Below are 23,950 nucleotides of genomic sequence, written 5' to 3' on the forward strand. Positions count from 1 at the left end.
ACCCGAGGGTCCCGGCGGGCGTCGATCGTGTGGTGGGGTTCAGCCGACTGTGAACTTCTCCCAGGTGCTGATGGCCGGGCCGTTGGCGATCAGCGGCTTGCTGCCCGCGCCGTCGGCGCTGACGTACTTGTTGTTGATGGCCGCCTTGAAGCTGACGGTGCCGTCGCTGTTGTGAACCATGGTGAACCGTTCCCACAGGTCGACCGTCGGGCGGGAGGCGATCAGCGGCTTGGTCCCGGCGCTGTCGGCGGAGACGAAGCGGCTGTTGATGTGGGCGAAGAGGGTGACCTGCCCGTTGCCGAGATCCACCACGTCGAACCGCTCCCAGAGGCTGACCGCCGGGCCGTTGGCGATCAGTGGCTTGCTGCCCGCGCCGTCGGCGCTCACGTAGCGGCCGTTGACCCGCGCCTTCAACGTCCGGTTGGCGTCGGTGGCCTTGACCTGGTGGAACTTCTCCCAGGTGCCGATCGTCGGCCGGGTGGCGGCCAGCGGCACGGCGCCGCTGGGATCGGCGGTGACGTACAGGCCGTTGTCGGCCTTGAGGCTGATGGTGCCGTCGCTGTTCCGGTTGAGGCTGAACCGCTCCGGAGCCGCCACGACCTGGCTCATGGCGTGCAGCCAGCCCGGGCCGCCGTCGAAGGTCCGGCTGACGTACCGCCCGGTGACGTGGGAGAAGAGCGCGACCTGGCCGCCGCCCGCGTCGGCGAGGTCGAACTGCGCGGCGAGGCCCAGCTCGGGCCTGGTCGGCACGAGACCGGTCGGCGCGCCGGCGCCGTCGACGTAGCGGCGGTTGGAGAGGGCGAGGAGACCCACCGTCGCGGTCCGCCGCAGGACGCTGACCTGCTGAGAGCTGGTGTCCGTCCGACCGTCGGTCCCGGTCACCATGACGCTGACGCTGTAGGTGCCCGGGTTGGCGTACGTGTGCGAGGCGACCGGCGTGCTCTGGGTGACCCCGGATCCGTCCCCGAACTCGAACCGGTAGGACTCAATCGGATGGAAGCCCGGCTTGGACGCGGAGGCGTCCAACTTCACCGAGCGCGCTCCGAGATCCATGCTGACGCCGAACGACGCTGCCGGCGACCTGATGGTCTCCTCCGCGCCACGGTCGGCGTAGGTGATCGGGCCGGCGCCGGTGTTCGCCACGGCCGGGTCATCCATGCGCGGGGTGCCGATCCGGTCGAGTGCCGGGAACCCGGGGGCCGCGGAGTTCGCCGAGTCGATGTCGTCTCGTGGTTGTCCCGTCTCGCGGTCGTGTGCGGCCTGGCCGGACGCGGCCCGGAACGCGGCGAGGCTCATTCGGGTGTTCCAGGCGTAGATCTGCGGGGAGTCGTTGTAGTAGTGGTGGGCGTTGTTGTAGTCGACCTTCGTCTTTCCGACGGCCCCGCCGTAGACGCCGATCTCGACACCGTCGAGGAAGGCCGGGTCGCAGTAGCCCTGGCTGAAGTAGCCGTTCGTGGTGAGCACGTTGTTCTGCACGGAGACGCCGGACGAAGCTCCGTCGACCCGGATCCCGTCGCGGCAGCGGTCCTTGATGGTGTTGTTGGTGATCGCCGTGCCGGTGCCACCGTTGTTGTGCACCCCGTGGCCGCGGCCACCGTCGATCTGGTTGTTGGCCACTACCGTGTCGACCGCGCCCACCCCGATGGCGACTGCGGCTCCGGTAAAACCGCTGACCTTGCTGTCGAGGATGCTGACTCTCGGCCCGTCGACCCGAACGCCGACGCCGTCGGAGGGTGTCCGGTACCCGGCGCTGCTCAATACGTTCACGGATTTGACCAGCACGTCGCTGCTTGCGGCGTCGATGATGATTCCGGCGCTCAGGGTCGGCCCGCTGGCGTTGATCTGCTTCAGCGTCGACCTGGTGACACCGGCCAACCGGACCGCGGGCGCGGTCGAGGAGCTGTCCATCGCGAAGTTGCCGCCCTGGATGGTGATCCGCGAGGAGTTGCGCAGGTCGAGGCCGGGCAGCACGCTTGTCGACCCGTTGGTGCGCAGATTCTTGAGTACGACATCGTGCTGGCCGTCGATCACGAAGCCGGCGGTCGCGCCGATCAGGGTTGCCACCTCACTGGTGAAGAAGGTGACTGGCTGCTCTGGCGTGCCGGACGTGGGGATCGTGACGCGCTCCCGGTAGTTGCCGCTGCCGACGTCCACCGACTGGCCGGTCGTGACCACCGCGGCTGCGGCGCTGATGGTGCAGAACGGCTGCGCCAACGTGCCCGGAAACTGGTCGGAGCAGCCGGTGGCGGGGTTCTGCCGGACGTAGAGCGTCGTCGGCGCGTCCGCTTGGGCCGGCAGGGTGGTGCCCACCAGGGCGCCACCGGTCAGCACGACGGTCGCAAGACCGGAAAGGAAGGACTTACCCATGCTTTGCCTCGGGGATGGGGAGGGTCCGGCGATCGCCGGAAGTCAGACAGGCAGAGATGATCATGCACTACCGGACGGTTGAGGCGCTGACCGTAGTGGCACAACGGCCATCCCCCACCGGTGCTGGTGGGCCTGATCGCGACGCCCGCCGGACCCGAGGGTCCCGGCGGGCGTCGGTAGTGCGGTGGGACTCAGCCCACTGTGAACTTCTCCCAGGTGCTGATGGCCGGGCCGTTGGCGATCAGGGGTTTGCTGCCCGCACCGTCGGCGCTGACGTACTTGCTGTTGACGGCGGCCTTGAAGCTGACGGTGCCGTCGCTGTTGCGGACGATCGTGAAACGTTCCCAGGTGCTGGCCGTCGGTGCGTTCGCGATCAACGGTTTGGCGCCTGCGCCGTCGGCGGACACGAAGTGGTTGTTGACGCGGGCGAGGAGGCCGACCTGCCCGCTGCCGAGATCCACCACGTCGAACCGCTCCCAGAGGCTGGCCGTGGCAGCGGAGGCGATCAACGGCTTGGCCCCCGCACCGTCGGCGCTGACGAAGCGACCGTTGACCTTCGCCTTCAGGGACCGGTTCGCGTCCGGTACGACGACCTGGAGGAACTTCTCCCAGGTGCCGATGGTGGGCCGGCTGGCGCTCATCGGAACGGCGCTGTCGACGCTGGCGGACACGTATTGAGCGGTGACGGGGGCCTGGAGGCTGATGGTGCCGTCGCTGTTGCGCACCAGCGTGAACGCCTCGCGGACGTCCACGAGCATGCTTTCCGCGGTCAACGTGGCGAGGTCGAACTGGGAGATGGCGACGTAGCGACCGACCGCCCGGGAGAAGAGGGCGACCTTGCCGTTGCCGGCGTCCGCCAGGTCGAACTGCGCGATCGTGGTCGGTTCGGCCAGGTTCGGCCGAAGCCCGAAGCCGGTCTCGTAGCTCGCGTAACGGCGGTTGGACAGGGCGCGCAAACCAACAGTCCCGGTCCGCCGCAGCACGCTGATCTGCCTGCTGTGAGCCGCTGACCGACCGTCGGTGCCAGTGACAGTGACGTCGACGAGATAGCGGTCCGGCTTCGCGTAGGTGTGCGAGGCGATCGGGCTCGTCTGGGTGACGACGCTGCCGTCGCCGAACGAGAACGAGTAGGACGCGATCGGGTTGAGGCCGGGGGTGGAGGCGGACGCGTCCACACTCACCGACTGCGCCTGGAGATCCAGAGCGACGTCGAACGACACCACCGGAGCGCGGACGGCCTCCACGGCTCCACGGTCGGCGTAGGTGACCGGGCCGGCACCGGTGTTCGGCACGGCCGGGTCGTCGATACGCGATCCGCCAAGGCGGTCGAGGGTCGGGTAGCCGGGGGCGGCCGAGTTCGCCGAGTCGATGTCGTCCCGGCCCTGTCCCGTCTCGCGGTCGTGTGCGGCCTGGCCGGACGCGGCCCGGAACGCGGCGAGGCTCATCCGGGTGTTCCAGGCGTAGATCTGCGGGGAGTCGTTGTAGTAGTGGTGGGCGTTGTTGTAGTCGACCTTCGTCTTTCCGACGGCCCCGCCGTAGACGCCGATCTCGACACCGTCGAGGAAGGCCGGGTCGCAGTAGCCCTGGCTGAAGTAGCCGTTCGTGGTGAGCACGTTGTTCTGCACGGAGACGCCGGACGAGGCTCCGTCGACCCGGATCCCGTCGCGGCAGCGGTTGCGGATCGTGTTGTTGGTGATCGCCGTGTTGGCGGCACCGTTGTTGTGCACGCCGTGGCCGGCCCCACCGTTGATCAGGTTGTTGGCCACCACCGTGCCGGTCGCGCCCGGCCCGAGCGCGACCGCCGCGCTGGTGAAGCCCTCGATGCGACCACCAACGTACGTGTTGCCAGGCCCGTCGATCCGGACACCGACGGTGCGGTCGGCGCTGCTGTAGCTGGTGTAGCCGCTCACGGTCGTGGCCGAGATGTCCACGTCACTGCTTGCGGCATCCAGCGTGATGCCGGCGGCGGCGGTCAGCCCGGTGACGGTCGTCGACACGCGCGAACCGGTCACCCCGGCGAACCGGATGACGGGTGCCGTCGAGGGAACGAGCAGCCCGTAGCCGCCGCCCCGGATGGTGATGCCCGACGAATTACGGACGTCGATGGCGGGGAGGTCCCCGTCACCCGACCCGACGGTTCGGAGATTTTGAAGCACGACGTCGTGCTGACCGTCGATGACGAAGCCGGCGGTCGATCCGATCAGGCTCGCGGAGGTGGAGCCGCTCAGGAACACGACCGGCTGCTGCGGGGTGCCCGACGTGGTGATGGTGACGCGCTCGGGGTAGTTGCCGCCGCCGATGTCGACGGTCTGCCCGCTGGTGACAACCGCCGCCGCGGCGCTGATGGTGCAGAACGGCTGCGCCAGCGTGCCCGGGTACTGGTCGGAGCAGTTGGCGGGGGGATTCTGCCGGACGTAGAGAGTCGTCGGAGCGTCCGCCTGGGCGGGCAGTGCGGTGCCCACCAGGGCACCGCCTGTCAGTACGACGGTCGCGAGACCGGCGGAGAAGGATTTACGCATGCTGGCCTCGAAGATGAGGAGGATCCGGCGACGCCGGGGTGAGATAAAGGTGATCTTGCATGATCATCAGGCGCGGCGCTGACCCGGGTGACAAAACGGCCACCCGCCCCGTGCCGAGTCCTTGTCACGTGGATCGAAGCGGCCGGCAGGTAGACGTTCACGTCCTGTTCAACGGGTGGCTGACCGCCCGTGAGGTTGCCGGGTAACGGTGACCGTCCGCACCCCCCCAACGAGGTGCGTTCGATGCCACCTGCGTCCGGAACGGGGCCGGTAAGTGTTGGTGCTGTCTGTCGTCATTCCGATGTACAACGAGGCCGCGGTCGTCCCGGCCCTGATCGCCCGGCTGCGGCCGGTGCTCGACTCGCTCGGCGTCGACTACGAGGTGGTGGCCGTCGACGACGGCAGCCGGGACGCGACCGTGGCGGTCCTGTTCGACCACGGACGGAACTGGCCCCAGCTTCGGGTGATCCGGCTGCGCCGCAACAGTGGACACCAGGCGGCGTTGACCGCCGGGCTGTACCGCGCCCGCGGGCAGTGGGTGGTCAGCCTGGACGCCGACCTGCAGGACCCGCCGGAGACGGTCGCCGAGATGCTGCGGGTGGCCCGTGAGCAGGGCGTCGACGTGGTGTACGGCGTACGAGCCGACCGCAGCTCGGACACCGCGTTCAAGCGGCGTACCGCGCAGCTCTACTACCAGTTGATGCGCCGGCTCGTCGGCGCCGAGGTGCCCGCCCAGGCCGGCGACTTCCGGCTGGTCAGCAGGGAGGTCATCGAGACGCTGCGTCAGCTGCCCGAACGCACGCCGGTCTACCGGCTGCTGGTGCCCGCGCTCGGCTTCGCCAGTGCTGAGGTGCGCTACTCCCGGGAGGTTCGGGCGGCGGGCGAGACGAAATATCCACTGCCCCGGATGATCGCGCTCGCCTGGGACAGCATCGCCAACTTCTCGGCGGCACCGCTGCGTCTCGCCACCTGGCTCGGTGCGATCAGCTTCCTGGCCTGCCTCGGCCTCATCGGCTTCGGCATCGTGGCGTACCTGCGCGGTCTGACCATCCCGGGCTGGACGTCGACCTTCGTGGCGGTCCTGCTCCTCGGCGGCGTACAGCTGGTCTGTCTCGGCCTGCTCGGTGAGTACGTCGGGCGGATCTACGCGACCGTGCAGGGTCGACCGACGTACCACGTCGGAGCCGACTCGGCCGACACCGAGCTGACCTCGCCGTTTCCCGCAGCGCCGGTGGGCAGCGCCCGTGGCTGACTCGGTCGGCCTGATCGAACGACCCGCCCCAGCGCCCGCGCCGCAGCCAGACCGACGGTCCGCCCGTTCGCTCGGGCAGGCTGTGGTCGCGGCCCTGCCGTGGTCGGTGCTCCTCGCCGCGCTGCCAGCCGCCTGGTGGTACACCGACGTGCCCGCGGCAGACGTGCTCCGCTACGTGGCGTACTGGTCGTTGGCAGTGGTGCTACCCGGCACGTTGGTGCACCGGGCCGTACGCGGTGGCCGCGGCAACCTGCCGGAGGACCTGGGCTACGGCGCGGTCACCGGCCTGCTCCTCGAACTGGGCGCCTGGCTCGCTGCCGCGGCCACCGGTCAACAGCATCTGCTGCGGTGGTGGTCGGTGCCCGTGGTGCTGGCCTTCCTGGCCGTACCCCGGCTACGTCGGCACTGGCGGGTCGGGGCCCGCCGGCCGCTCCCGCTCGCCTGGCACTGGTCTGTCGTCGCGGTGCTGCTGCTGGTGCTGCTCTGGGCCGTCGCGCAGTGGCGGCTGGTGCCGCTCCCGCCGGTGAACCACAGCTACTACCAGGATCTGCTCTACCACCTGTCGCTGGTCCAGGAGCTGACCCGGGACCTGCCCTTCCAACTGCCGCAGATGGCCGGTGAGCCGCTGCGCTACCACTACCTGTCCGACGCGCACATGGCCGCCGGCAGCATGATCACCGGCATTCCACCCGCGACGGTCCTGCTCCGGCTGTGGCTGGCACCGGTTGCCATCGTCACCGTGCTGGTCACCGCCGGCCTGGCCCGGGACCTGACCGGCCGCTGGTGGGCGGGCCCGGTGGCGGGCGCGGCGGCGGGTCTCGGCATGCCGGTGGCCGTCAACTCGGCAATCGCGGACGGCGCCTTCGCGTTCTCCTTCTCCAGCCCGTCACAGACGTACGTCCTGCCACTGCTGGTGCTGCTCGCCGGCATCTGCGTCGACGCCGTACGCGGGCGGCCGCTGGGTGTGGCCTGGGCGCTGCTGCCGGCGCTGGGGCTGGCCTGCGCCGGCTCCAAGTCCAGCGCGCTGCCGCCGCTGATCGCCGGCGTCGGCGTGGCCGTCGCCGCCACCTGGTGGCAGCAGCGGCGGCGGGTGCCCTGGCCGGCGCTCGCGACCCTGCTCTGCCTCGTGGTGCCGATGGGCGTCGGCTACCTCCTCTTCGCCGGAGGAGGAGCGGGCACCCTGACCCCTCAGGCGTTCGCGTTCCTGCACGCCATGCCGCAGTACCGGGAGACCATCGGCGCGGGCGACGGGGTGCGCGGCGGCGGGCTGCTGCCGTTCGGTCTGGGCAGTGCCGGGGCGTCCGGTTGGCTGCTGGCAATCGTTCTGCTCGGTTGGTGGCTGTTGGTGCAGCTGCCCCGGCTGATCGGCATGCTGGTCCTCGCCGGGCCGCGCCGTGCCGATCCGGCGCCCTGGCTGCTGTCGGGCGCGGTGCTCGCCGGCGCGGGCGGCATCTGGACCCTGCACCATCCGTCGCTGAGCCAGGTCTACTTCTGGCTGGACGTGCTCCCGTTCGGTGCCGTGCTGACCGTGTGGCTGCTCACCCTCGTCCGGCCGCCCTGGCCGGTCGCGGTGTCCGCCGCAGCGGTCGGCGTGGCGTCGTCTCTTCTTGTGCCCATGATGCCCCGTCCGGCCGCGACGATGGCCGGTTGGATGGGCGTCCTCGGCCGGTCGTACCTGCGGCTCGCTGTCCTCCTCCTGCTGGCCGCGCTCGTCGCGGTCGGAGTCCGCGCTCTGCTGGGTCGCCGGGACGGCAGCGGGCGGCGACGGGTCGTGGCTGTGGCGCTGGCCGGCGTCACAGCGGCGCTGCTGGGCGCGAGCGTCGCCCGGGGCGTCGACGGCGCCGTCCGGTACGTCCAGGTCACACCGGGGCTGCCCGCGTCGGTCGCCCAGCCGTCCACAGTGACGGCAGCGGAAATGCGGGCCGCGCTGTGGCTGGACGAGCACGCCGCGGACGACGACGTGGTGGCCACCAACGTGCACTGCCAACCGGTGCCGACCACTGCGCACTGCGACGCCCGCGCCTACTGGGTGACCGGCCTGGGTGGGCACCGGACGGTAGTGGAGAGCTGGGGTTACACCGATGCCGCCCTTGCCGCAAACGGTCGGCGGGGTCTCGGCTACGTACGGCAGGATCCGCCGGACCCGGCCCGGTTCGCGCTGAACGAGCGGGTGTTCCGTGCACCCACGGCGGTCGACCTGGAGCGGCTGCGTGCCGACTACCGGGTCCGATGGCTGTTCGCCGACACGCGGGCCGGCGAGGTGTCACCGGCGTTGGCCGGGCTGGCCCAGGTACGCCTCGTCTCCGGCAGCGTCACGGTCTACGAGCTGCGCTGACTGGCCCACCTACGACGACGCCCGCCGGACCCGAGGGTCTGGCGGGCGTCGTACGTGTGAGGTTGATCAACCGAGAATGAACGTCTCCCAGGTGCTGATGGCCGGGCCGTTCGTGATCAGTGGCTTCGAACCGGCACCGTCGGCGCTGGCGAAACGGCCGTTGATGGCAGCCTGGAAGCTCACGGTGCCGCCGGCGTTGTGCAGGAGATAGAACATCTCCCAGCTGCCGACCGCCGGGGCGGCGGCGATCATCGGTTTGGTGCCGACGCCATCGGCGGAAACGAAGCGGTTGTTGACGTGCGCGAGCAGGGCTACCGTCCCGTAGCCGAGGTCCACGAGGTCGAACCGCTCCCAGGTGCTCGCGGTCGGGGCGGACGCGATCAGCGGCTTCGCGCCGGCACCGTCGGCGCTGACGTAGCGCCCGTTCACCCGGGCCTTCAACGACCTGTTCGCATCAGTGGTCGACACCTGGAGGAATTTCTCCCAGGTGCTGATCGTGGGCCGGCTCGCGGTCAGCGGGACGGTGCCGCTCGGATCGGCGGTGACGTACTGACCTGTGCTCGCCCTGAGACTGATGCTGCCATCCGTGTTCTTCACGACGGCGAATGTCTCCCGAGCGTCCACCGACTGACTCGTCGCGGTCATCGCCGTCGGGTCGGCGGTTCCGATGGCGAGGTATCGGCCGGTGCTGCGAGAGAAGAGCGCGACCTGGTGGTTGCCGGCCGTCACGACATCGAACTGCGCGGACGCGCCCAGCCGGAGCTGGTTCGCCCGAGGGCCGGTGGTGGCGTTGCCCGCGTCGATGTAGCGGCGGTTGGACAAGGCGAGCAGACCCACGGTCGACGTCGCGTGGAGCACGCTGATCGGTTGAGAGCTGGTCGCCGACTGCCCGTCGGTCCCGGTGACCTTGATCCACAGGCTGTAGTTGCCCGGGTCGGCGTAGGTGTGCGCCGCCACCGGGCCCGACTGGGTGACGACGCTGCCATCGCCGAACGTGAACTCGTAGGACTTGATCGGATTCAGGCCCGGGGTGGAGGCGGATGCGTCCACCGTCACCTTCTGCGGCGCAAGGCTGAGCGTGACGTCGAAGGCGGCCACCGGAGGCCGGATCGTCTCCACCGCGCCCCGGTCGGCGTAGGTGACCGGGCCGGCGCCGGTGTTCGGCACCGTGGGGTCGTCCACGCGCGGGGTGCCGGTCCGATCCAGTTTCTGGAACCCGGGCGCGGCGGAGTTCGCCGAGTCGTAGCTGTCCCGCTGTTGTTCCGTCTCCCGATCGTGTGCGGCCTGGCCCGATGCCGCCCGGAACCCGGCGAGGCTGGTCGGGGTGCCCCAGGCATAGGAGTCGGCGCGATGGTGGTGCACGTTGTTGTAGTCGATCACCGTCCGGCCGACGGCGTCACCGTAGATCCCGATCTCGACACCATCGAGGGCCTTCGGGTCACACCCGCCCCGTCCGGCGAAGCCGTTGGAAACGAGCACGTTGTTCTGGATGGAGACTCCGGAAGAGGCCCCGTCGACCCGGATACCGTCGAGGCAGCGCTGCTTGATGCTGTTGCTGGTGATCGCGGTGCCGGTGGCCCCGTTGTTGTGGATGCCGAGACCGGCTCCGGCGGTGATCACGTTGTTGGCCACCACCGTGCCGGCCGCACCGGTCCCCAGGACGACAGCCGTTGCGGTGAAACCGCCGATGCTGCTTCCGATGACCGTGTTGCCGGGCCCGTCGATCCGGATCCCCACGCTGGGTACGTCAAGGGAACGGTTGACGTTGCCGGACACGGTCGTGCCTGAGATGTCCACGCCGCTGCTCGCGACGTCCATGGTCACCCCCGAGGTGGCGGCCTTCCCCGTGACGATGCTCGTCTGCGACAGGCTTGACCTGGTCACCGCCGCGAATCGGACCACGGGTGTTGTTGAGGAGCCGTTCAACGAGTAGCGGCCACCACGGATCGTGATGCCCGAGACGTCGTGGGCGTCGACGGCGGGCAGCTCGCCCGACCCGTTGACCTGGATGTTCTGGAGCACTATGTCGTGCTGGCCGTCGATGACGAAACCAGAATTCTCCCCGACCAGACTCGCCGAGGTGCCGACGAACACGACAGGCTGTTCCGGGGTGCCGGAGGTGCTCACGGTGACGCGTTCGCGGTAGCTGCCGGCACCGATGTCGATGGTCTGCCCGCCGGTGACGATCGCTGCCGCGGCCCCGATCGAACAGAAAGGTTGGGCGAGGGTTCCGGCGTTCTGGTCGGAACAGTCGGTCGCCGCCTGCCGGACGTACAGGATCTTCAGGTCATCGGCCTGGGCCGGGACGGTAGTGCCAAGGGTTCCGCCAGTCAGGATGACGGTGGCGAGACCAGCGAGAAGCGGTGCGCGCATGAGTGTCCTCAAGGAGGGGATCCGGAGTACGCAGGATCAGATGAAAATGATCATGCAGCATCGGGAAGTGTGGCCCTGGCCGCGATCGTCGCTGATGCACCGATCTGAACGATGTGCAACAAGAAGTTGGTGATCTCTTCATCGGCTGGCCCGTTGCTGGCAAGGTCGGCCGGCCGCCTCCGCCACCGTCTGACACGCTGCGCTGCCCCGTACGCGACGACGCCCGCCAGACCGTGAGGTCTGACGGGCGCCGAGGTGGTGACGTGGCTCAGCCGAGGGTGTACTTCTCCCAGGTGCTGATGGCCGGGCCGTTGGCGATCAACGGCTTGCTGCCCGCGCCGTCGGCGCTGACGTACTTGTTGTTGATTCCGGCCTTGAAGCTGACAGTGCCGTCGCTGTTGCGGACCAGAGTGAACCGTTCCCAGGTGCTGATGGCCGGGCCGTTCGCGATCAGCGGCTTGGAGCCTGCACCGTCGGCGGACACGAAGTGGCTGTTCGCGCGGGCGAAGACAGCGACCTGTCCGTTGCCGAGGTCGGCGATGTCGAACCTTTCCCAGGTGCTGGCGCTCGTCTGACTCGCGATCAGCGGCTTGACTCCGGCGCCGTCGGCCATCACGAAACGGCCGTTCACGCTGGCCTTCAGCGACCTGTTCGCATCGGCCACCGGGACCTGGGCGAACTTCTCCGAGGCGCTGATGGTGGACCGGCTGGCGCTGATCGAGACGGCGCCGCTGGGGTCGGCCGTGACGTACAGGTTGTTGCTCGCCTTGAGGCTGACGGTGCCGTCACTGTTGCGGGTGACCGTGAACTTCTCCAGGGTGCCGACCACCTGGCCCGCGGCGTTCAGGGACTCGTTGGCCAACTGGGTGACATAGCGGCCGTTGGCCCGTGCGACGAGGGCCACCTGACCGTTGCCGGCGTCCGCCAGGTCGTACTGCGCGGCGGCGGTCAACCCGACCTGGTTCGGCAGGAGAACCGGCGCGGCAGTGCCCACGTAGCGACGGTTGGACATCGCGAGCAGGCCCACGGACGCGGTCCGCCGCAGCACGCTGACCTGCTCGGTGCTGCTGCCGGTCAGACCGTCGGTCCCACGAGGGCTGACGGTGACGTCGTAGGTGCCCGGTGTGGTGTATTTGTGCGTGGCGATCGGAGAGGACTGCATGACGGAGGTGCCGTCGCCCCACCTGAACTCGTACAGATCGATCGGGGTGAAGCCCGGCGTCGAGGCGGAGGCGTCCACCCTGACCGTGCTCGTGCCGAGATCCACAGTGGCGTCGAAGGACGCCACCGGGTGTTTGACGCTCTCCGCAGTGCCACGGTCGGCGTACAAGATCGGGCCGGCGCCGGTGTTCGTCACGGCCGGATCGTCACGTCGCGGCTTGCCCTCAGTGTCGAGATCCTGGTAGCCGGGTGCCGCCGAGTTCGCCGAGTCGACGTTGTCCCGGACATTCGACGTGTACCGGTCGTGTGCGGCCTGCCCGGAGACGGTCCGGAACTGGGTGAGACCCATCCTGGTTCCGTTCCAGGAGTAGCCGGTCGCGGACGTGGACTGGTGCCAGGTGTTGTTGTAATCGACCGTGGTGCCGCTCAGCGCGTCGTCGTAGACCCCGATCTCGACTCCCTCGGGAGCCTGCGGATCGCAGTAGCCCTGGGCGAAGGCGCCGTTGTTGCGGAGCAGGTTGTTCTGTGCCGAGACCCGGGACGACGTCCCGTCGACCCGGATGCCGCCCAGGCAGCGGTCCTGGATGTCGTTGTTGGCGATGGCCGTGCCCACGGCTCCGCGGTTGTGGATGCCGTACCCGATCCCGCCCTTGATCCGGTTGTTGGCGATCACCGTCGCGGAGGCGTCAGGGCCCACCGAGATGGCAGCGCCGGAGAAGCCGCCAACATCGCCGCCGATGACCGTGTTGCGCGGCCCGTCGATTCGAATGCCCACGCCGCCATCGGCCGCGACGTGTTTCGGGTCGGTCACCACCAGCGTGTCGTCGACGATCACCTCGCTGGTGGACGCATCCATTGTCAGTCCGCCGGCGAGCGCCGCCCCGGTGGCGATGACCTCTTCCAGCCCCGCCACCGTCACATTGACGAGTCGGATGGCAGGCGCGGTCGCGACGTTCGCCATGGTGAATATGCCGCCCGCGATCACGATGTTCGAGGCGTTCCGCAGATCGATGGCGGGCACGTCGGCCGACCCGCTGGCATTGATTTCCTGGATGTAGATGTCGTGCTGGCCGTCGACGACCAGGCCCGCGCTCGGACCGACAAGCGTCACCGGCGTACGAGGGGTGTTGGCGATGAAGTGGATCGGCAGTTCGGGTGTGCCGGAACTGGTGATGGTGACGCGCTCGGCGTAGGTGCCGCCGTCGATACGAACCGTCACGCCGGCGGTCACCACGGCGGTTGCCGCACCGATCGTGCAGAACGGCGTGGTCTCCGAGCCTGGCCCCTGGTCGGAGCAGTTCGCGTCGGCCTTCTTGACGTACAGGACCTCAGGGTCGGCCGCCTGGGCCGACCCGCCGGTGGCCAACAGGGTGCCGCCGGTCACCGCGATCGCGGTCAGACCGGCGAGGGATGTTCTACGCATGCACGCCTCGATGGAGGTGGAGGAGAATCCGGTTTCGCCGGAAGTCAGATGAGGATCATGATCCTCTACCGGTTGGTAGCGCGACGTCCCCGGGCGACAAAACGGCCAACCGGCCCCACCGCCACCCGTCCTGGCCTCCTGCCTGGGCTAGCCGCCGGGTAGGAGAGAATGAGGCACGTGACGACGATCCCCAACGTGCTGGCCAACCGGTACGCCTCGCCCGAGTTGGTCGCCCTCTGGTCCCCGGAGGAGAAGGTCCGGATGGAGCGGCGACTCTGGCTCGCCGTGCTCCGCGCGCAACGCGACCTGGGCGTGCCGGTGCCGGACGGCGTGGTCGAGGCGTACGAGCGGGTGCTCGACCAGGTGGACCTCGCCTCCATCGCCGAGCGGGAGCGCGTCACCCGGCACGACGTGAAGGCCCGGATCGAGGAGTTCAGCGCACTCGCCGGGCACGAGCACGTGCACAAGGGCATGACCTCCCGGGACCTCACCGAGAACGTCGAACAGCTCCAGGTGCGCGCCTCGCTGGAGCTGATCCGCGACCGGGTGGTGGCCACCCTGGCCCGGCTCGCCTTCCTGGCGTACGAGCACTCCGAGCTGGTCATCACCGGCCGGTCACACAACGTGGCGGCGCAGGCCACCACGCTGGGCAAGCGCTTCGCGTCGGCGGCGGAGGAGTTGCTGATCGCGTACGAGCGGCTGGAGGAGCTGATCGCCCGCTACCCGCTGCGGGGGATCAAGGGACCGGTCGGCACTGCCGCCGACCAGCTCGACCTCTTCGACGGCGACGCCGACAAGGTGGCCGAGCTGGAGCGTCGGGTCGCCGAGCACCTGGGTTTCTCCCGGGTGCTGGACAGCGTCGGGCAGGTCTACCCGCGCTCGCTCGACTTCGACGTGCTGGCCGCGCTAGCCCAGACCGCCGCCGCGCCGTCGTCGCTGGCCACCACGATCCGGTTGATGGTCGGCCAGGAGTTGGCGACCGAGGGCTTCAAGCCGGGTCAGGTCGGTTCCAGCGCGATGCCGCACAAGATGAACACCCGCTCGTCGGAGCGGGTGAACGGCTTCGCCGTGATCATCCGGGGTTACCTGTCGATGGTCGGCGAGTTGGCCGGCGACCAGTGGAACGAGGGGGACGTGTCCTGCTCGGTGGTCCGGCGGGTGGCACTGCCGGACGCGTTCTTCGCCGCCGACGGGCTGTTCCAGACGTTCCTCACCGTGCTCGACGAGTTCGGCGCGTACCCGGCAGTGATCAACCGGGAGCTGGAGCGCTTCCTGCCGTTCCTGGCCACCACGAAGATCCTTGTCGCGGCGGTCCGTCGGGGCGTCGGTCGGGAGGTCGCCCACGAGGTGATCAAGGAACACGCGGTCGCGGTGGCGCTGGCGATGCGCGAGAAGGGCGCACCGGAGAACGACCTCTTCGACCGCCTGGCGGCGGACGGCCGACTCGGCCTGTCCCGCGCCGACATCGACACCCTGGTCGCCGACCGCAACGCCTTCGTAGGCGCCGCCCAAGCCCAGGTGGCAGCAGTCACCAGCCGCATCACCAAGGTGGTGACCGCCCATCCGGAAGCCGCCACCTACAGCCCACCCCCCATCCTCTAACCCCCACCCCACCCACCCCACCCCCGTGTTGATCATGAAGTTATTGCCGCGACACGCCGATGCGCGGGGCAATAACTTCATGATCAACGGGGTGGGCGGTCGGGTGGGTGGGTGGTCGGGTGGGTGGGGTGGGTTATTCGCCGGTTGGGGTTTCGGCGGCGGTTCTCAGGTTGGGGGCGCTGGCTGGTTCGGCGATGCCGCCGGGGGATCCGGTGAAGCCCGCGACCTCCGCGGTCTCCGCGGCGACCGCCGGCTGGTCGGCCGGCATGACCTCGGGCATCTTGGGTACGGCGACCACTGCCGTCCCGTACGCGCAGATCTCCATCCACATCTCGCCGCAGTCCCGGCTGTCGAACCGCATGCCGATCACCGCGTTCGCGCCGAGCCGCAGGGCCTCCTCGCCGAGGCGGGCCACCGAGTCGGTGCGCCACCGGGTCAGGTTGTCCGGGGCCATCGGGTCGTACGCGCCACCGCGCAGGTTCTTGACACCCTCGCGGTACGGGTTGCGCGTCCTGGCCATCGATGACACCACCTCACCGAGAATCTGGCGGATCTCGTAGCCGGGCAGTTGCTCTGTCGTCACGACCAGCACGTTTCCGATGCTGTCAGGAGTGACGCGACCCGATCGTGTGCATTGTTCACCTGATCGGATGCTGCAAAACGACGCGGCGCGGACGGCCGGCACGTGGCCGACCATCCGCGCCGAGCGGGCGCTAACTGTCAGACACCGGCCACCGAGGTGATCCAGGCCCGGTTGTACGCAACGCTGCCGTAGTTCTGGATGCTCGACCCGTCGGCGGTGGAGGCGACGCCGACCTGCAGACCGTTGTAGAACTGCGGTCCACCGGAGTCACCGCGCCAGGCGTTGCCGTTGATCCGGGTGCTGCGGATCGCCTGGCCGCCGTACGCGTCGGTGACGCTGTTGCTGGTCACCCGGACGGTGGCGGTCTTCAGCTGGGTGGATGCCGAGCAGCCGCTGTAGCAGGTCATGCCCCAGCCGTAGATCGAGTTCGTCGAGTTGATCGGCGGGTTGCTGCTGGCGAGGCTCACCGCGGAGGTGCTGACGGTGCTGGAGAGCCGCATGAGCGCGAGGTCGTAGCGGGTGTAGGTGGCGCTGACCGTGCGGGTGACCCCGCCGGAGGTGCGGTTCACGCTGCCGATGCGCACCGACATGGTGCCGTTGATGCAGTGCCGGGCGGTGAGCACCCACTGCGCGGCGATGACACTGCCGGAGCAGGTGAACGAGCCGTTGCTGAGCACCGCGGCGGCCCAGGGCGCGGACGCGACGGTGCCACCGCCGATGATGGGTTGCGGGCCGGCTGGGGCTGCGGACGCGGCGGACGTGACGCCGAGGGCGCCGACCAGCGCGGTGCTGAGTACGGCGAGCAGGGGGCGGATGCGCATCGGGTGGACTCCTTGGACGGGGCGGGCCCGGGGTCGCCGGGCGCGGATGGGGCGGCGGCGGGGGTTCCCGCCAGCGCCGGAATCGACTTACGTCGATGTACAGTAGGGCTCGACGCGATGGTTATCAAGGACCTGATCGAGTTTGATCAATGTAACGATTCGGCCACCCGTTGCGCCGTATATGTCCTGCTGAGGCCACCTGTAGCGCCTGACGGGTCACCCTGGGCGTCGGTAATGTTGATCAGTGCCTGAACTGCACCCGGCCGGTGCGTCCGCAGCGATATCTGCCAGGTACGCTGGCTGCGCTCGCCCGTTGTGGGTCGGCACCCAACTGCGTACACAGTCAGGAGTGCCCAGTGCCTCGCGTCGTCGTCGACGTCATGCTCAAGCCCGAGATCCTCGATCCGCAGGGCCAGGCCGTCGCAAACGCGCTGCCCCGGCTCGGCGTCGGTGACGTCGCCTCGGTTCGGATCGGCAGGCGGATCGAGATCGAGTTCACAGGTGAACCGGACCTGGACCGCGCTCGGGAGATTGCCGACAAACTGCTCGCCAACCCGGTCATCGAGGACTTCACCGTCCGCCTGGTCGAGGCCGACGAGACCGCGGACGCCCGCTCGTGACCGCCCGGGTCGGTGTTGTCACCTTCCCCGGCTCGCTCGACGACGGGGACGCGGCCCGGGCCGTCCGGATCGCCGGCGCTGAGCCGGTCCGGCTCTGGCACGGCGACCCGGAGCTGCACGGCGTCGACGCTGTCGTTCTGCCGGGCGGGTTCTCCTACGGGGACTACCTGCGGTGCGGTGCCATCGCCCGGTTCGCCCCGGTGATGGAGACGATCGTGGACGCCGCCCAGGGCGGTCTGCCGGTGCTCGGCATCTGCAACGGCTTCCAGATCCTGTGCGAGGCGCACCTGCTGCCCGGCGCGCTCACCCGCAACCAGCACCTGCACTTCCGCAACCGGGACCAGATCCTGCGCATCGAGTCGGCCGGGACCGCGTGGACCAACGCGTTCCAGCCCGGCCAGGAGGTGCTCATCCCGGTCAAGAACGGCGAGGGCTGCTACGTCGCGGACACCGCGACGCTGGACCAGCTCGAAGCCGAGGGCCGGGTGGTCGCCCGCTACGTCGGTGGCAACCCCAACGGGTCCCAGCGCGACATCGCCGCGATCAGCAACGCCGCCGGCAACGTGGTCGGCATCATGCCGCACCCCGAGCACGCGGTGGAGGCGCTCACCGGCCCTTCGCTGGACGGCCTCGGCTTCTTCACGTCGGTCCTCAAGCACCTGGTGGGGGCGCCGGCATGACCGGCGGCACGATCATCGGTCAGCTCAACCGCATCTCTGGCGGGCACGAGCGCAGCGAGGAGAGGTCATGACCACCCATCCGGACCCGGTACGGGACACACCGGAGGCGTACTCCGCCCCGGCGCAGCCGGCCGAGCCGAGCCCGGCGCAGCCGGTCGCACCTGCGACCGCTCCCGCTCAGCCGGCCGCCGCTGTCTGGACCGAGGGCGTGGACACCGTGCCGCGCGCCGGTGGCACCCCGGGCGAGCTTCAGCCGTACACCGAGCTGGGCCTGCGTGACGACGAGTACGACCGGATCCGGCAGATCCTCGGCCGCCGGCCCACGCAGTCCGAGCTGGCGATGTATTCGATCATGTGGAGCGAGCACTGCTCCTACAAGTCGAGCAAGGTGCACCTGCGCCAGTTCGGCGAGAAGGCCCCGCACAGCGACCGGCTGCTCGCCGGCATCGGTGAGAACGCCGGTGTCGTGCAGATCTCCGACGAGCTGGCGGTGACCTTCAAGGTCGAGTCGCACAACCACCCGAGCTTCGTCGAGCCGTACCAGGGTGCGGCGACCGGCGTCGGCGGCATCGTCCGGGACATCCTCGCCATGGGTGCCCGCCCGGTCGCGGTGATGGACCCGCTGCGCTTCGGCGCCGCGGACCACCCGGACACCGCCCGGGTGCTCACCGGCGTGGTCGCCGGCGTGGGCGGGTACGGCAACTGCCTGGGCCTGCCCAACATCGGTGGCGAGCTGGTCTTCGACCCCTCCTACCAGGGCAACCCGCTGCTCAACGCGCTCTGCCTGGGCGTGCTGCCGGTCGACCGGCTGCAGAACAAGGCCGCCGCCGGCCCGGGCAACGTTGTCGTGCTGATGGGCGCCAAGACCGGCCGGGACGGCATCGGCGGCGTGTCGGTGCTGGCCAGCGCGACCTTCGACGAGGGCAGCGAGGCGCGTCGACCCGCAGTGCAGGTCGGCGACCCGTTCACCGAGAAGCTGCTGATCGAGGCGTGCCTCGAGCTGTACGACGGCCAGCTCGTCGTCGGCATCCAGGACCTCGGCGGCGCCGGCCTGACCTGCGCGCTCACCGAGACCGCCGCCGCTGCCGGCACCGGCATGCGGGTCTGGCTGGAGCGGGTTCCGCTGCGCGAGCCCTCTATGGACCCGCACGAGATCCTGGCCAGCGAGTCGCAGGAGCGGATGCTGCTGGTCGTCGAGCCGGACAAGCTCGACGCGGTGCTCAAGACCTGCGAGAAGTGGGGCGTCCTCGCCACCGCGATCGGTGAGGTCACCGCACCGGAGCCGGACGGCAGCCCGGGCCGACTGCTGATCACCTGGCAGGACCACCTGGTCGTTGACGTGCCGCCGGGTTCGCTCGTCGACGACGGCCCGGTCTACGCCCGGCCGATGCGTGAGCCGGCCGACCTGATCCTGCTCCAGGCCGACCGGGCCGAGACGCTGCCCCGCCCGGCCGACCCGGAGGCGCTGCGGGAGACCGTGCTGCGCATGATCGCGTCGCCCAACCTCGCCGACAAGACCTGGGTCACCGAGCAGTACGACCGCTACGTGCTCGGCAACACAGTGCTCGCCCAGCCGGAGGACGGCGGCGTGATCCGGATCGACGAGCGGACCGGTCTCGGCGTGGCGCTGTCGGTCGACGGCAACGGTCGGTACGCCCGACTGGACCCGTACAACGGCACCAAGCTGGCGCTGGCTGAGGCGTACCGGAACGTGGCGGTGACCGGCGCGAAGCCGATCGCCGTGACCAACTGCCTCAACTTCGGCTCCCCGGAGGACCCGGGCGTGATGTGGCAGTTCGCCGAGGCCGTGCGTGGCCTGGCGGACGGCTGCCTGGAGCTGGGCATCCCGGTGACCGGCGGCAACGTCAGCTTCTACAACCAGACCGGCGCGGCGGCCATCCACCCGACGCCGGTGGTGGGCGTGCTCGGTGTGCTGGACAACGTCGCCGACCGGGTGCCGATGGGCTTCGTGCCGCGCGCCGGTGGTGACCACGACCAGCTCTACCTGCTCGGCGAGACGAACGTGGAGCTGTCCGGCTCGGAGTGGGCCTGGGTGACGCACGAGCACCTCGGCGGTATTCCGCCGCAGGTCGAGCTCGGACGGGAGAAGGCGCTCGCCGAGCTGCTGGCCGAGGCCGCCCGCGTCGGTCACCTCAGCTCGGCGCACGACCTCTCCGACGGTGGCCTCGCCCAGAGCCTGGTCGAGTCCTGCCTGCGTCGCGGCGTCGGTGCCCGGGTCGCGGTGCCGGAGCAGTTCGCCGAGGGCTCGATGCCGTTCGTCTACCTGTTCAGCGAGTCCGCGACGCGGGCGCTGGTCTCGGTGCCGCGCGGCCACGACAAGGCGTTCGCGGCGCTCTGCGCCGAGCGGGGCGTGCCGTTCGAGCTGATCGGCGTCACTGACCCGTCCGGTGGGGCGCTCGAGGTGCACGGCCAGTTCCGGATCGGCCTGGACGAGCTGCGCGCCGCGCACACCGAGACGTTGCCGCGCCTCTTCGGGGGCTCGGCTGCCGTCGAGGTGCCCGCGCCGGCCGCCGGTGTGGCGGGTGCGGTCGAGGCCGTCCCGCTGCCGGTCGCCGAGGCGGAGCCGGTCGACGCGGCGGCGGTGGTCTCCGAGCCGATCGCTTCCTCGGGTCCTTCCCCGGAGACCGGCGCGGTCGAGCCGATCGGGTCGGAGCTGCCCGACACGGCGTCCGAGTCTGACCCCGGTGTCGCCGAGCCGTCGCCTGACGAGCGCTGAGGCGTTGACGGCCGCTGTCTACGGCCAACCCGGATCCGGTGCCCGGTTCGACTGGGGGCTGACCGGGGCGGCCGAGCTCGGTCGGGTCTGCGCGGCGCTGGTGGTGGTGGACGTCCTCTCGTTCACCACCGCCGTGGAGGTGGCGGTCGCCCGGGGCATGCGGGTGCACCCGTTCCCCTGGGGTGAGCAGGCCGCCGAGTACGCCGTCCGGGTCGGGGCGACCGCTGCTGTCGGGCGGCGGCAGACGACAGCGGAACATCCGTGGTCGCTCTCGCCCGCTGCGCTGAGCAGCGCGCCCGTGGTGGCGGACCTCGTACTGCCCTCCCCGAACGGCTCCGCCATCAGCGCCGCGGCCAGCGCCACCGGCCTGCCGGTGGTCGCGGCGTGCCTGCGCAACGCACGCGCCGTCGGGCGTTGGCTGCGCCGCCAGGGGTACGGCACGGTGGACGCCCCGATCGGCGTGATCGCCTCAGGGGAGCGGTGGCCGGACGGGTCGCTGCGCCCCTCGGTGGAGGACCAACTGGGTGCCGCCTCGGTGCTGGACGCCCTCTCCGGCGTGCCGGGTGGGCTCTCGGTGGAGGCGGCCATGGCACTCGCCGCGCTGGCCAGCACCCCGGATGTGCCCGCCGCCGTGCGCGGCAGCGTCTCCGGGCGGGAGTTGACCGAGAGCGGCTTCGCCGGGGACGTTGATGTCGCCGTCCGGATCGGCGTGTCGGACGTCGTGCCGGTTCTCCACCAGGGCATCTTCTCCGCCGCCTGACCGCGCCGGCCCGCCTGACCGCGCCGGCCCGCGCCCTTTGATCAACTCGGCTTCCAAGAAGTCGCGGTGTCAGCGAAACGGCCACCCGGATCACCGGGTGGCCGTTTCCATGTGCTGTGGTGGGGTCAGTCGTCCAGCCAGTCGAGGCGACGGCCGCCGCGCTCGGTCGCCGGCGGGGTGTCCGGTCGGTTCCGCCCGGCGGGCTGGCCGTAGCCGCCCTGGTCGTAGCCCCGGTCGTCGTACCCGCCGCCGCGCTGCTGCGGAGGCTCCTGGCCGTAGTTACCGCCCTGGTCGTATCCGCCAGCGGGCTGCCCGTAGCCACCCTGGTCGTAGCCCCGGTCGTCGTACCCGCCGCCGCGCTGCGGCGAGGGCTCCTGGCCGTAGCCGCCGCCCTGGTCGTATCCGCCGGCCGGTTGACCGTAGCCACCCTGGTCGTACCCGCCGGCCTCCGGACCGCCGTACCCCGCGGTCGGCTCGGCAGCGCGACCGCCGTACGGGGCGGGATCGGGCTGGCCGTACCCCTGCCCCTGCTCCGGCTGGTAGACGCCTGTGGCGTACGGGTCGGCCGGAGCCGGGTACTGGGTGCTGTCGCCGGTGTACCGGCCGGTCGGCTCGTCGAACCGCTCGCCGTAGGCCGCGCCGCCAGCGGGGGCCGGCGGGTAGGCAGCGGTGCCGCCCGGGGCGTCGTAATCACGACCGCCGTAGCCGCCACCGGAGGCCGGAGCGTTGCCGTATCCACCGCCGGAAGCTGGTGCGCCGCCGTAGCCGGCACCGGAACCAGGCGCGGCACCGTAACCGTCACCGGCCGCACCGGCGCCGTAGCCGCCCTCCGGGCCGGCCGGAGCGCCGTAGCCGCCACCCGAGGCGGGGGCGTTGCCGTAGCCGCCGGCACCGTAGCCGCCAGGCGCCGGCTCGTCGCCGTAGCCGGCGCCGCCCCAGCCCTGTTGACCCGCGCCGCCGTACGCCGGCGCAGGCGCGCCGTACGGATCCGGCGGGACGTCGTCGACCACCGGGCGGTGCATCATCGTCGGCGCCTCGCTCAGCGCCGCGCCGCCGACCATGGTCGGGTCCGCTCCGCCGCCGGGACGACCGCCGACCACCCGGGTCTGGTCGTCCGGACCGCGGAAGCCGCCCCGCGAGGGCGGCACCACACCGCCGCCACCGGCAGCAGCCGGAGCGTCGTCGTCGTCGCCGTTCTCCCGGCGCTTCATCCAGAGCAGCACGATCGTGCCGACACCAGCGGCGACCAGAAGACCACCGAGCAGGATGATCATGTACGAGCCGATGCCGCCGCTGTCCTCGTTGTTCGCGGCGTTCGCCGGAGCGCCCTGGCTGGCCTCCTCGGTGGGCTCCTCCTCGGTGCCCTCCTCGGTCGCCTCCTCGGTGGCAGTGGCCTCGGGAGTGGCGGACGGGGTGGCGCTGGGAGTGACCTCGACCTTGATCGCGAGGCTGAGCCGCTGCCCGGTGATGGCCTGCCCTGCGTTGGCGTTCACGGACTTGAACGCCTGGACGTTGTCGAACGACGCGCCCAGGTCGATCCGGCCCGGTGCGATCGGCTTGGCGGTGGTGCCGGTGAACCGGAAGTTGCCGCTGCCGTCACTGGTGGCGTCGTAGCGGTGGCCGGCGGTGTCCTGGAGAACCACGAAGGCGTTCGGCACGGCCTTGCCGTCCGCCTGCGCGACCACCTTGCCGGAGACCGACCGCACGGTCTGGTTCTGCGGCGGCGGCGGCGGAGCGGCCTTGCCCTTCACGGTCAGCGAGACGGTGGCGGTGTCCGGGCCGGACTCGGCCTCCACGGCCACCGTGATGGTCGCGGTCGCGTCGCCAGCGTTGTCGTTGGCCGCGATCCTGACCAGCACCGACCCTGTCGGGTTGCCCAGGCCGCCGCCGGAGAGTTTGACATCGCCGCAACCACTGGCGCAGCTGACGCCGGACGGCAGGCCGGAGAGGCTGACCTTCGCCGACTCGTCGTCGTTACCCCCAGTGATGCGCACAGTGATTGTGGCGTCGCTGCCGGCGTTCACGGTGACTGAACCGGGGGATACATTGACGTCTGCGGCCAAGGCTGGTGTGGCGGGGACGGCGAGCAGAGCGCCGGCAACCAGCGCTACGACCACACCGGCCCGCTGCTTCCAGGCACGTCGGTGTGTTGACACGTCCACCGCCTTCCGGGCTGACTTCCCTCTGACCGGCGGGGCGCCGGGCCGGGGATCATCACGGTACGAATACGCCGTCGGCAACTATGCCTTGTCCGACCGCATGAGCGCGACCCAGGGCCAGCGTCGCGTGTCTGGCCTGGGAGTCGTATCGTCCCGTCGTGTCCTCTCCGCACAGTAAGTCCGCTGCCGTTACGGCCGCGTTGTCGGCGCTCGACGAGGGGCGTACACCCGAACGGCCGGTGTTCCGAGAGGCGGTCCGGTCGTTGTTGGCCGTCCTCGCGGAGCGCGCCCCCGGCCGATCGGTGGAGGTGCGCGTCCCACCATACGGGGCGATCCAGTGCGTACCGGGGCCTCGACACACCAGGGGAAATCCACCAAACGTGGTCGAGATGGCCCCGAACACCTGGTTGGAGCTGGCGACCGGCAGGCTTGGCTGGGCCGAGGCGGTCACCGACGGTCGCGTCCAGATGAGTGGCAACCGCGCGGACCTCTCGGCGTATCTGCCCCTCTAGTCGTCCCGATGTCCCACTTGCCGTGACGCTGAGCAGGGGGATCGTG

Annotated in this window: 15 protein-coding genes; 8 read left to right on the forward strand and 7 right to left on the reverse strand. The window is 70.3% G+C overall.

Going from position 1 to position 23,950, the window contains the following annotated elements; translation table 11 throughout:
* Nucleotides 1-39: 39 nt before the first annotated feature.
* Entirely contained in the window at nt 40-2,367 is a 2,328-nt protein-coding gene (locus ACQP0U_RS00925) for a PKD domain-containing protein (RefSeq protein WP_433314928.1), read from the reverse strand.
* Nucleotides 2,368-2,558: 191 nt separating this feature from the next.
* Nucleotides 2,559-4,886, reverse strand: a complete 2,328-nt coding sequence (locus ACQP0U_RS00930; protein WP_433314930.1) for a PKD domain-containing protein — start codon at nt 4,884-4,886, stop codon at nt 2,559-2,561.
* A gap of 301 nt (nt 4,887-5,187) precedes the next feature.
* On the opposite strand from ACQP0U_RS00930, the gene ACQP0U_RS00935 reads away from it, so the two are divergent.
* Both ACQP0U_RS00935 and ACQP0U_RS00940 read left to right on the forward strand, forming a co-directional pair.
* Complete coding sequence (locus ACQP0U_RS00935; RefSeq protein ID WP_433314932.1) at nt 5,188-6,138, forward strand: glycosyltransferase family 2 protein; 951 nt, start codon at nt 5,188-5,190, stop codon at nt 6,136-6,138.
* Nucleotides 6,131-8,473: a hypothetical protein gene (locus ACQP0U_RS00940; RefSeq protein ID WP_433314934.1), complete on the forward strand. Its 2,343-nt coding sequence runs from the start codon at nt 6,131-6,133 to the stop codon at nt 8,471-8,473. Before ACQP0U_RS00935 ends, ACQP0U_RS00940 begins: the two co-directional genes overlap by 8 nt.
* A gap of 66 nt (nt 8,474-8,539) precedes the next feature.
* On the opposite strand, the gene ACQP0U_RS00945 is transcribed toward ACQP0U_RS00940, so the two are convergent.
* Nucleotides 8,540-10,846: a PKD domain-containing protein gene (locus ACQP0U_RS00945; RefSeq protein WP_433314936.1), complete on the reverse strand. Its 2,307-nt coding sequence runs from the start codon at nt 10,844-10,846 to the stop codon at nt 8,540-8,542.
* Between the two features lie 268 nt (nt 10,847-11,114).
* Nucleotides 11,115-13,430: a PKD domain-containing protein gene (locus ACQP0U_RS00950; protein ID WP_433314938.1), complete on the reverse strand. Its 2,316-nt coding sequence runs from the start codon at nt 13,428-13,430 to the stop codon at nt 11,115-11,117.
* 177 nt (nt 13,431-13,607) lie between these two features.
* Here ACQP0U_RS00950 and purB point away from each other — a divergent pair, with 177 nt between their 5' ends.
* Nucleotides 13,608-15,032, forward strand: coding sequence for an adenylosuccinate lyase (gene purB / locus ACQP0U_RS00955; protein ID WP_433314940.1), 1,425 nt, complete (start codon nt 13,608-13,610; stop codon nt 15,030-15,032).
* A 133-nt stretch (nt 15,033-15,165) separates the two neighbouring features.
* On the opposite strand, the gene ACQP0U_RS00960 is transcribed toward purB, so the two are convergent.
* Nucleotides 15,166-15,729: a YbjQ family protein gene (locus ACQP0U_RS00960; RefSeq protein WP_433314942.1), complete on the reverse strand. Its 564-nt coding sequence runs from the start codon at nt 15,727-15,729 to the stop codon at nt 15,166-15,168.
* Nucleotides 15,730-15,752: 23 nt separating this feature from the next.
* Complete coding sequence (locus ACQP0U_RS00965) at nt 15,753-16,436, reverse strand: S1 family peptidase (protein WP_433314944.1); 684 nt, start codon at nt 16,434-16,436, stop codon at nt 15,753-15,755.
* Between the two features lie 356 nt (nt 16,437-16,792).
* Between ACQP0U_RS00965 and purS the strand changes: the two genes are divergently transcribed.
* The 4 genes from purS to ACQP0U_RS00985 all read left to right on the forward strand — a co-directional run bounded on the left by purS (nt 16,793) and on the right by ACQP0U_RS00985 (nt 21,233).
* The gene (purS, locus tag ACQP0U_RS00970; RefSeq protein WP_030491392.1) at nt 16,793-17,056 is read left to right on the forward strand and encodes a phosphoribosylformylglycinamidine synthase subunit PurS; all 264 of its coding nucleotides are present in this window, start codon (nt 16,793-16,795) and stop codon (nt 17,054-17,056) included.
* Nucleotides 17,053-17,736: a phosphoribosylformylglycinamidine synthase subunit PurQ gene (gene purQ / locus ACQP0U_RS00975; RefSeq protein WP_433314946.1), complete on the forward strand. Its 684-nt coding sequence runs from the start codon at nt 17,053-17,055 to the stop codon at nt 17,734-17,736. Before purS ends, purQ begins: the two co-directional genes overlap by 4 nt.
* Nucleotides 17,737-17,803: 67 nt before the next feature.
* Nucleotides 17,804-20,473: a phosphoribosylformylglycinamidine synthase subunit PurL gene (gene purL / locus ACQP0U_RS00980; RefSeq protein ID WP_433314948.1), complete on the forward strand. Its 2,670-nt coding sequence runs from the start codon at nt 17,804-17,806 to the stop codon at nt 20,471-20,473.
* Nucleotides 20,474-20,477: 4 nt separating this feature from the next.
* A complete protein-coding gene (locus ACQP0U_RS00985; RefSeq protein WP_433320522.1) occupies nt 20,478-21,233 on the forward strand; it encodes a 2-phosphosulfolactate phosphatase in 756 nt (251 codons plus the stop codon).
* A 125-nt stretch (nt 21,234-21,358) separates the two neighbouring features.
* On the opposite strand, the gene ACQP0U_RS00990 is transcribed toward ACQP0U_RS00985, so the two are convergent.
* Entirely contained in the window at nt 21,359-23,389 is a 2,031-nt protein-coding gene (locus ACQP0U_RS00990) for a hypothetical protein (protein ID WP_433314950.1), read from the reverse strand.
* Nucleotides 23,390-23,550: 161 nt separating this feature from the next.
* On the opposite strand from ACQP0U_RS00990, the gene ACQP0U_RS00995 reads away from it, so the two are divergent.
* Nucleotides 23,551-23,904, forward strand: coding sequence for a sterol carrier family protein (locus ACQP0U_RS00995; RefSeq protein ID WP_433314952.1), 354 nt, complete (start codon nt 23,551-23,553; stop codon nt 23,902-23,904).
* The last annotated feature ends 46 nt before the right edge of the window (nt 23,905-23,950 follow it).

Origin of the sequence: Micromonospora sp. CA-269861 (assembly GCF_050948505.1) — a bacterium.
Lineage (GTDB): Bacteria > Actinomycetota > Actinomycetes > Mycobacteriales > Micromonosporaceae > Micromonospora.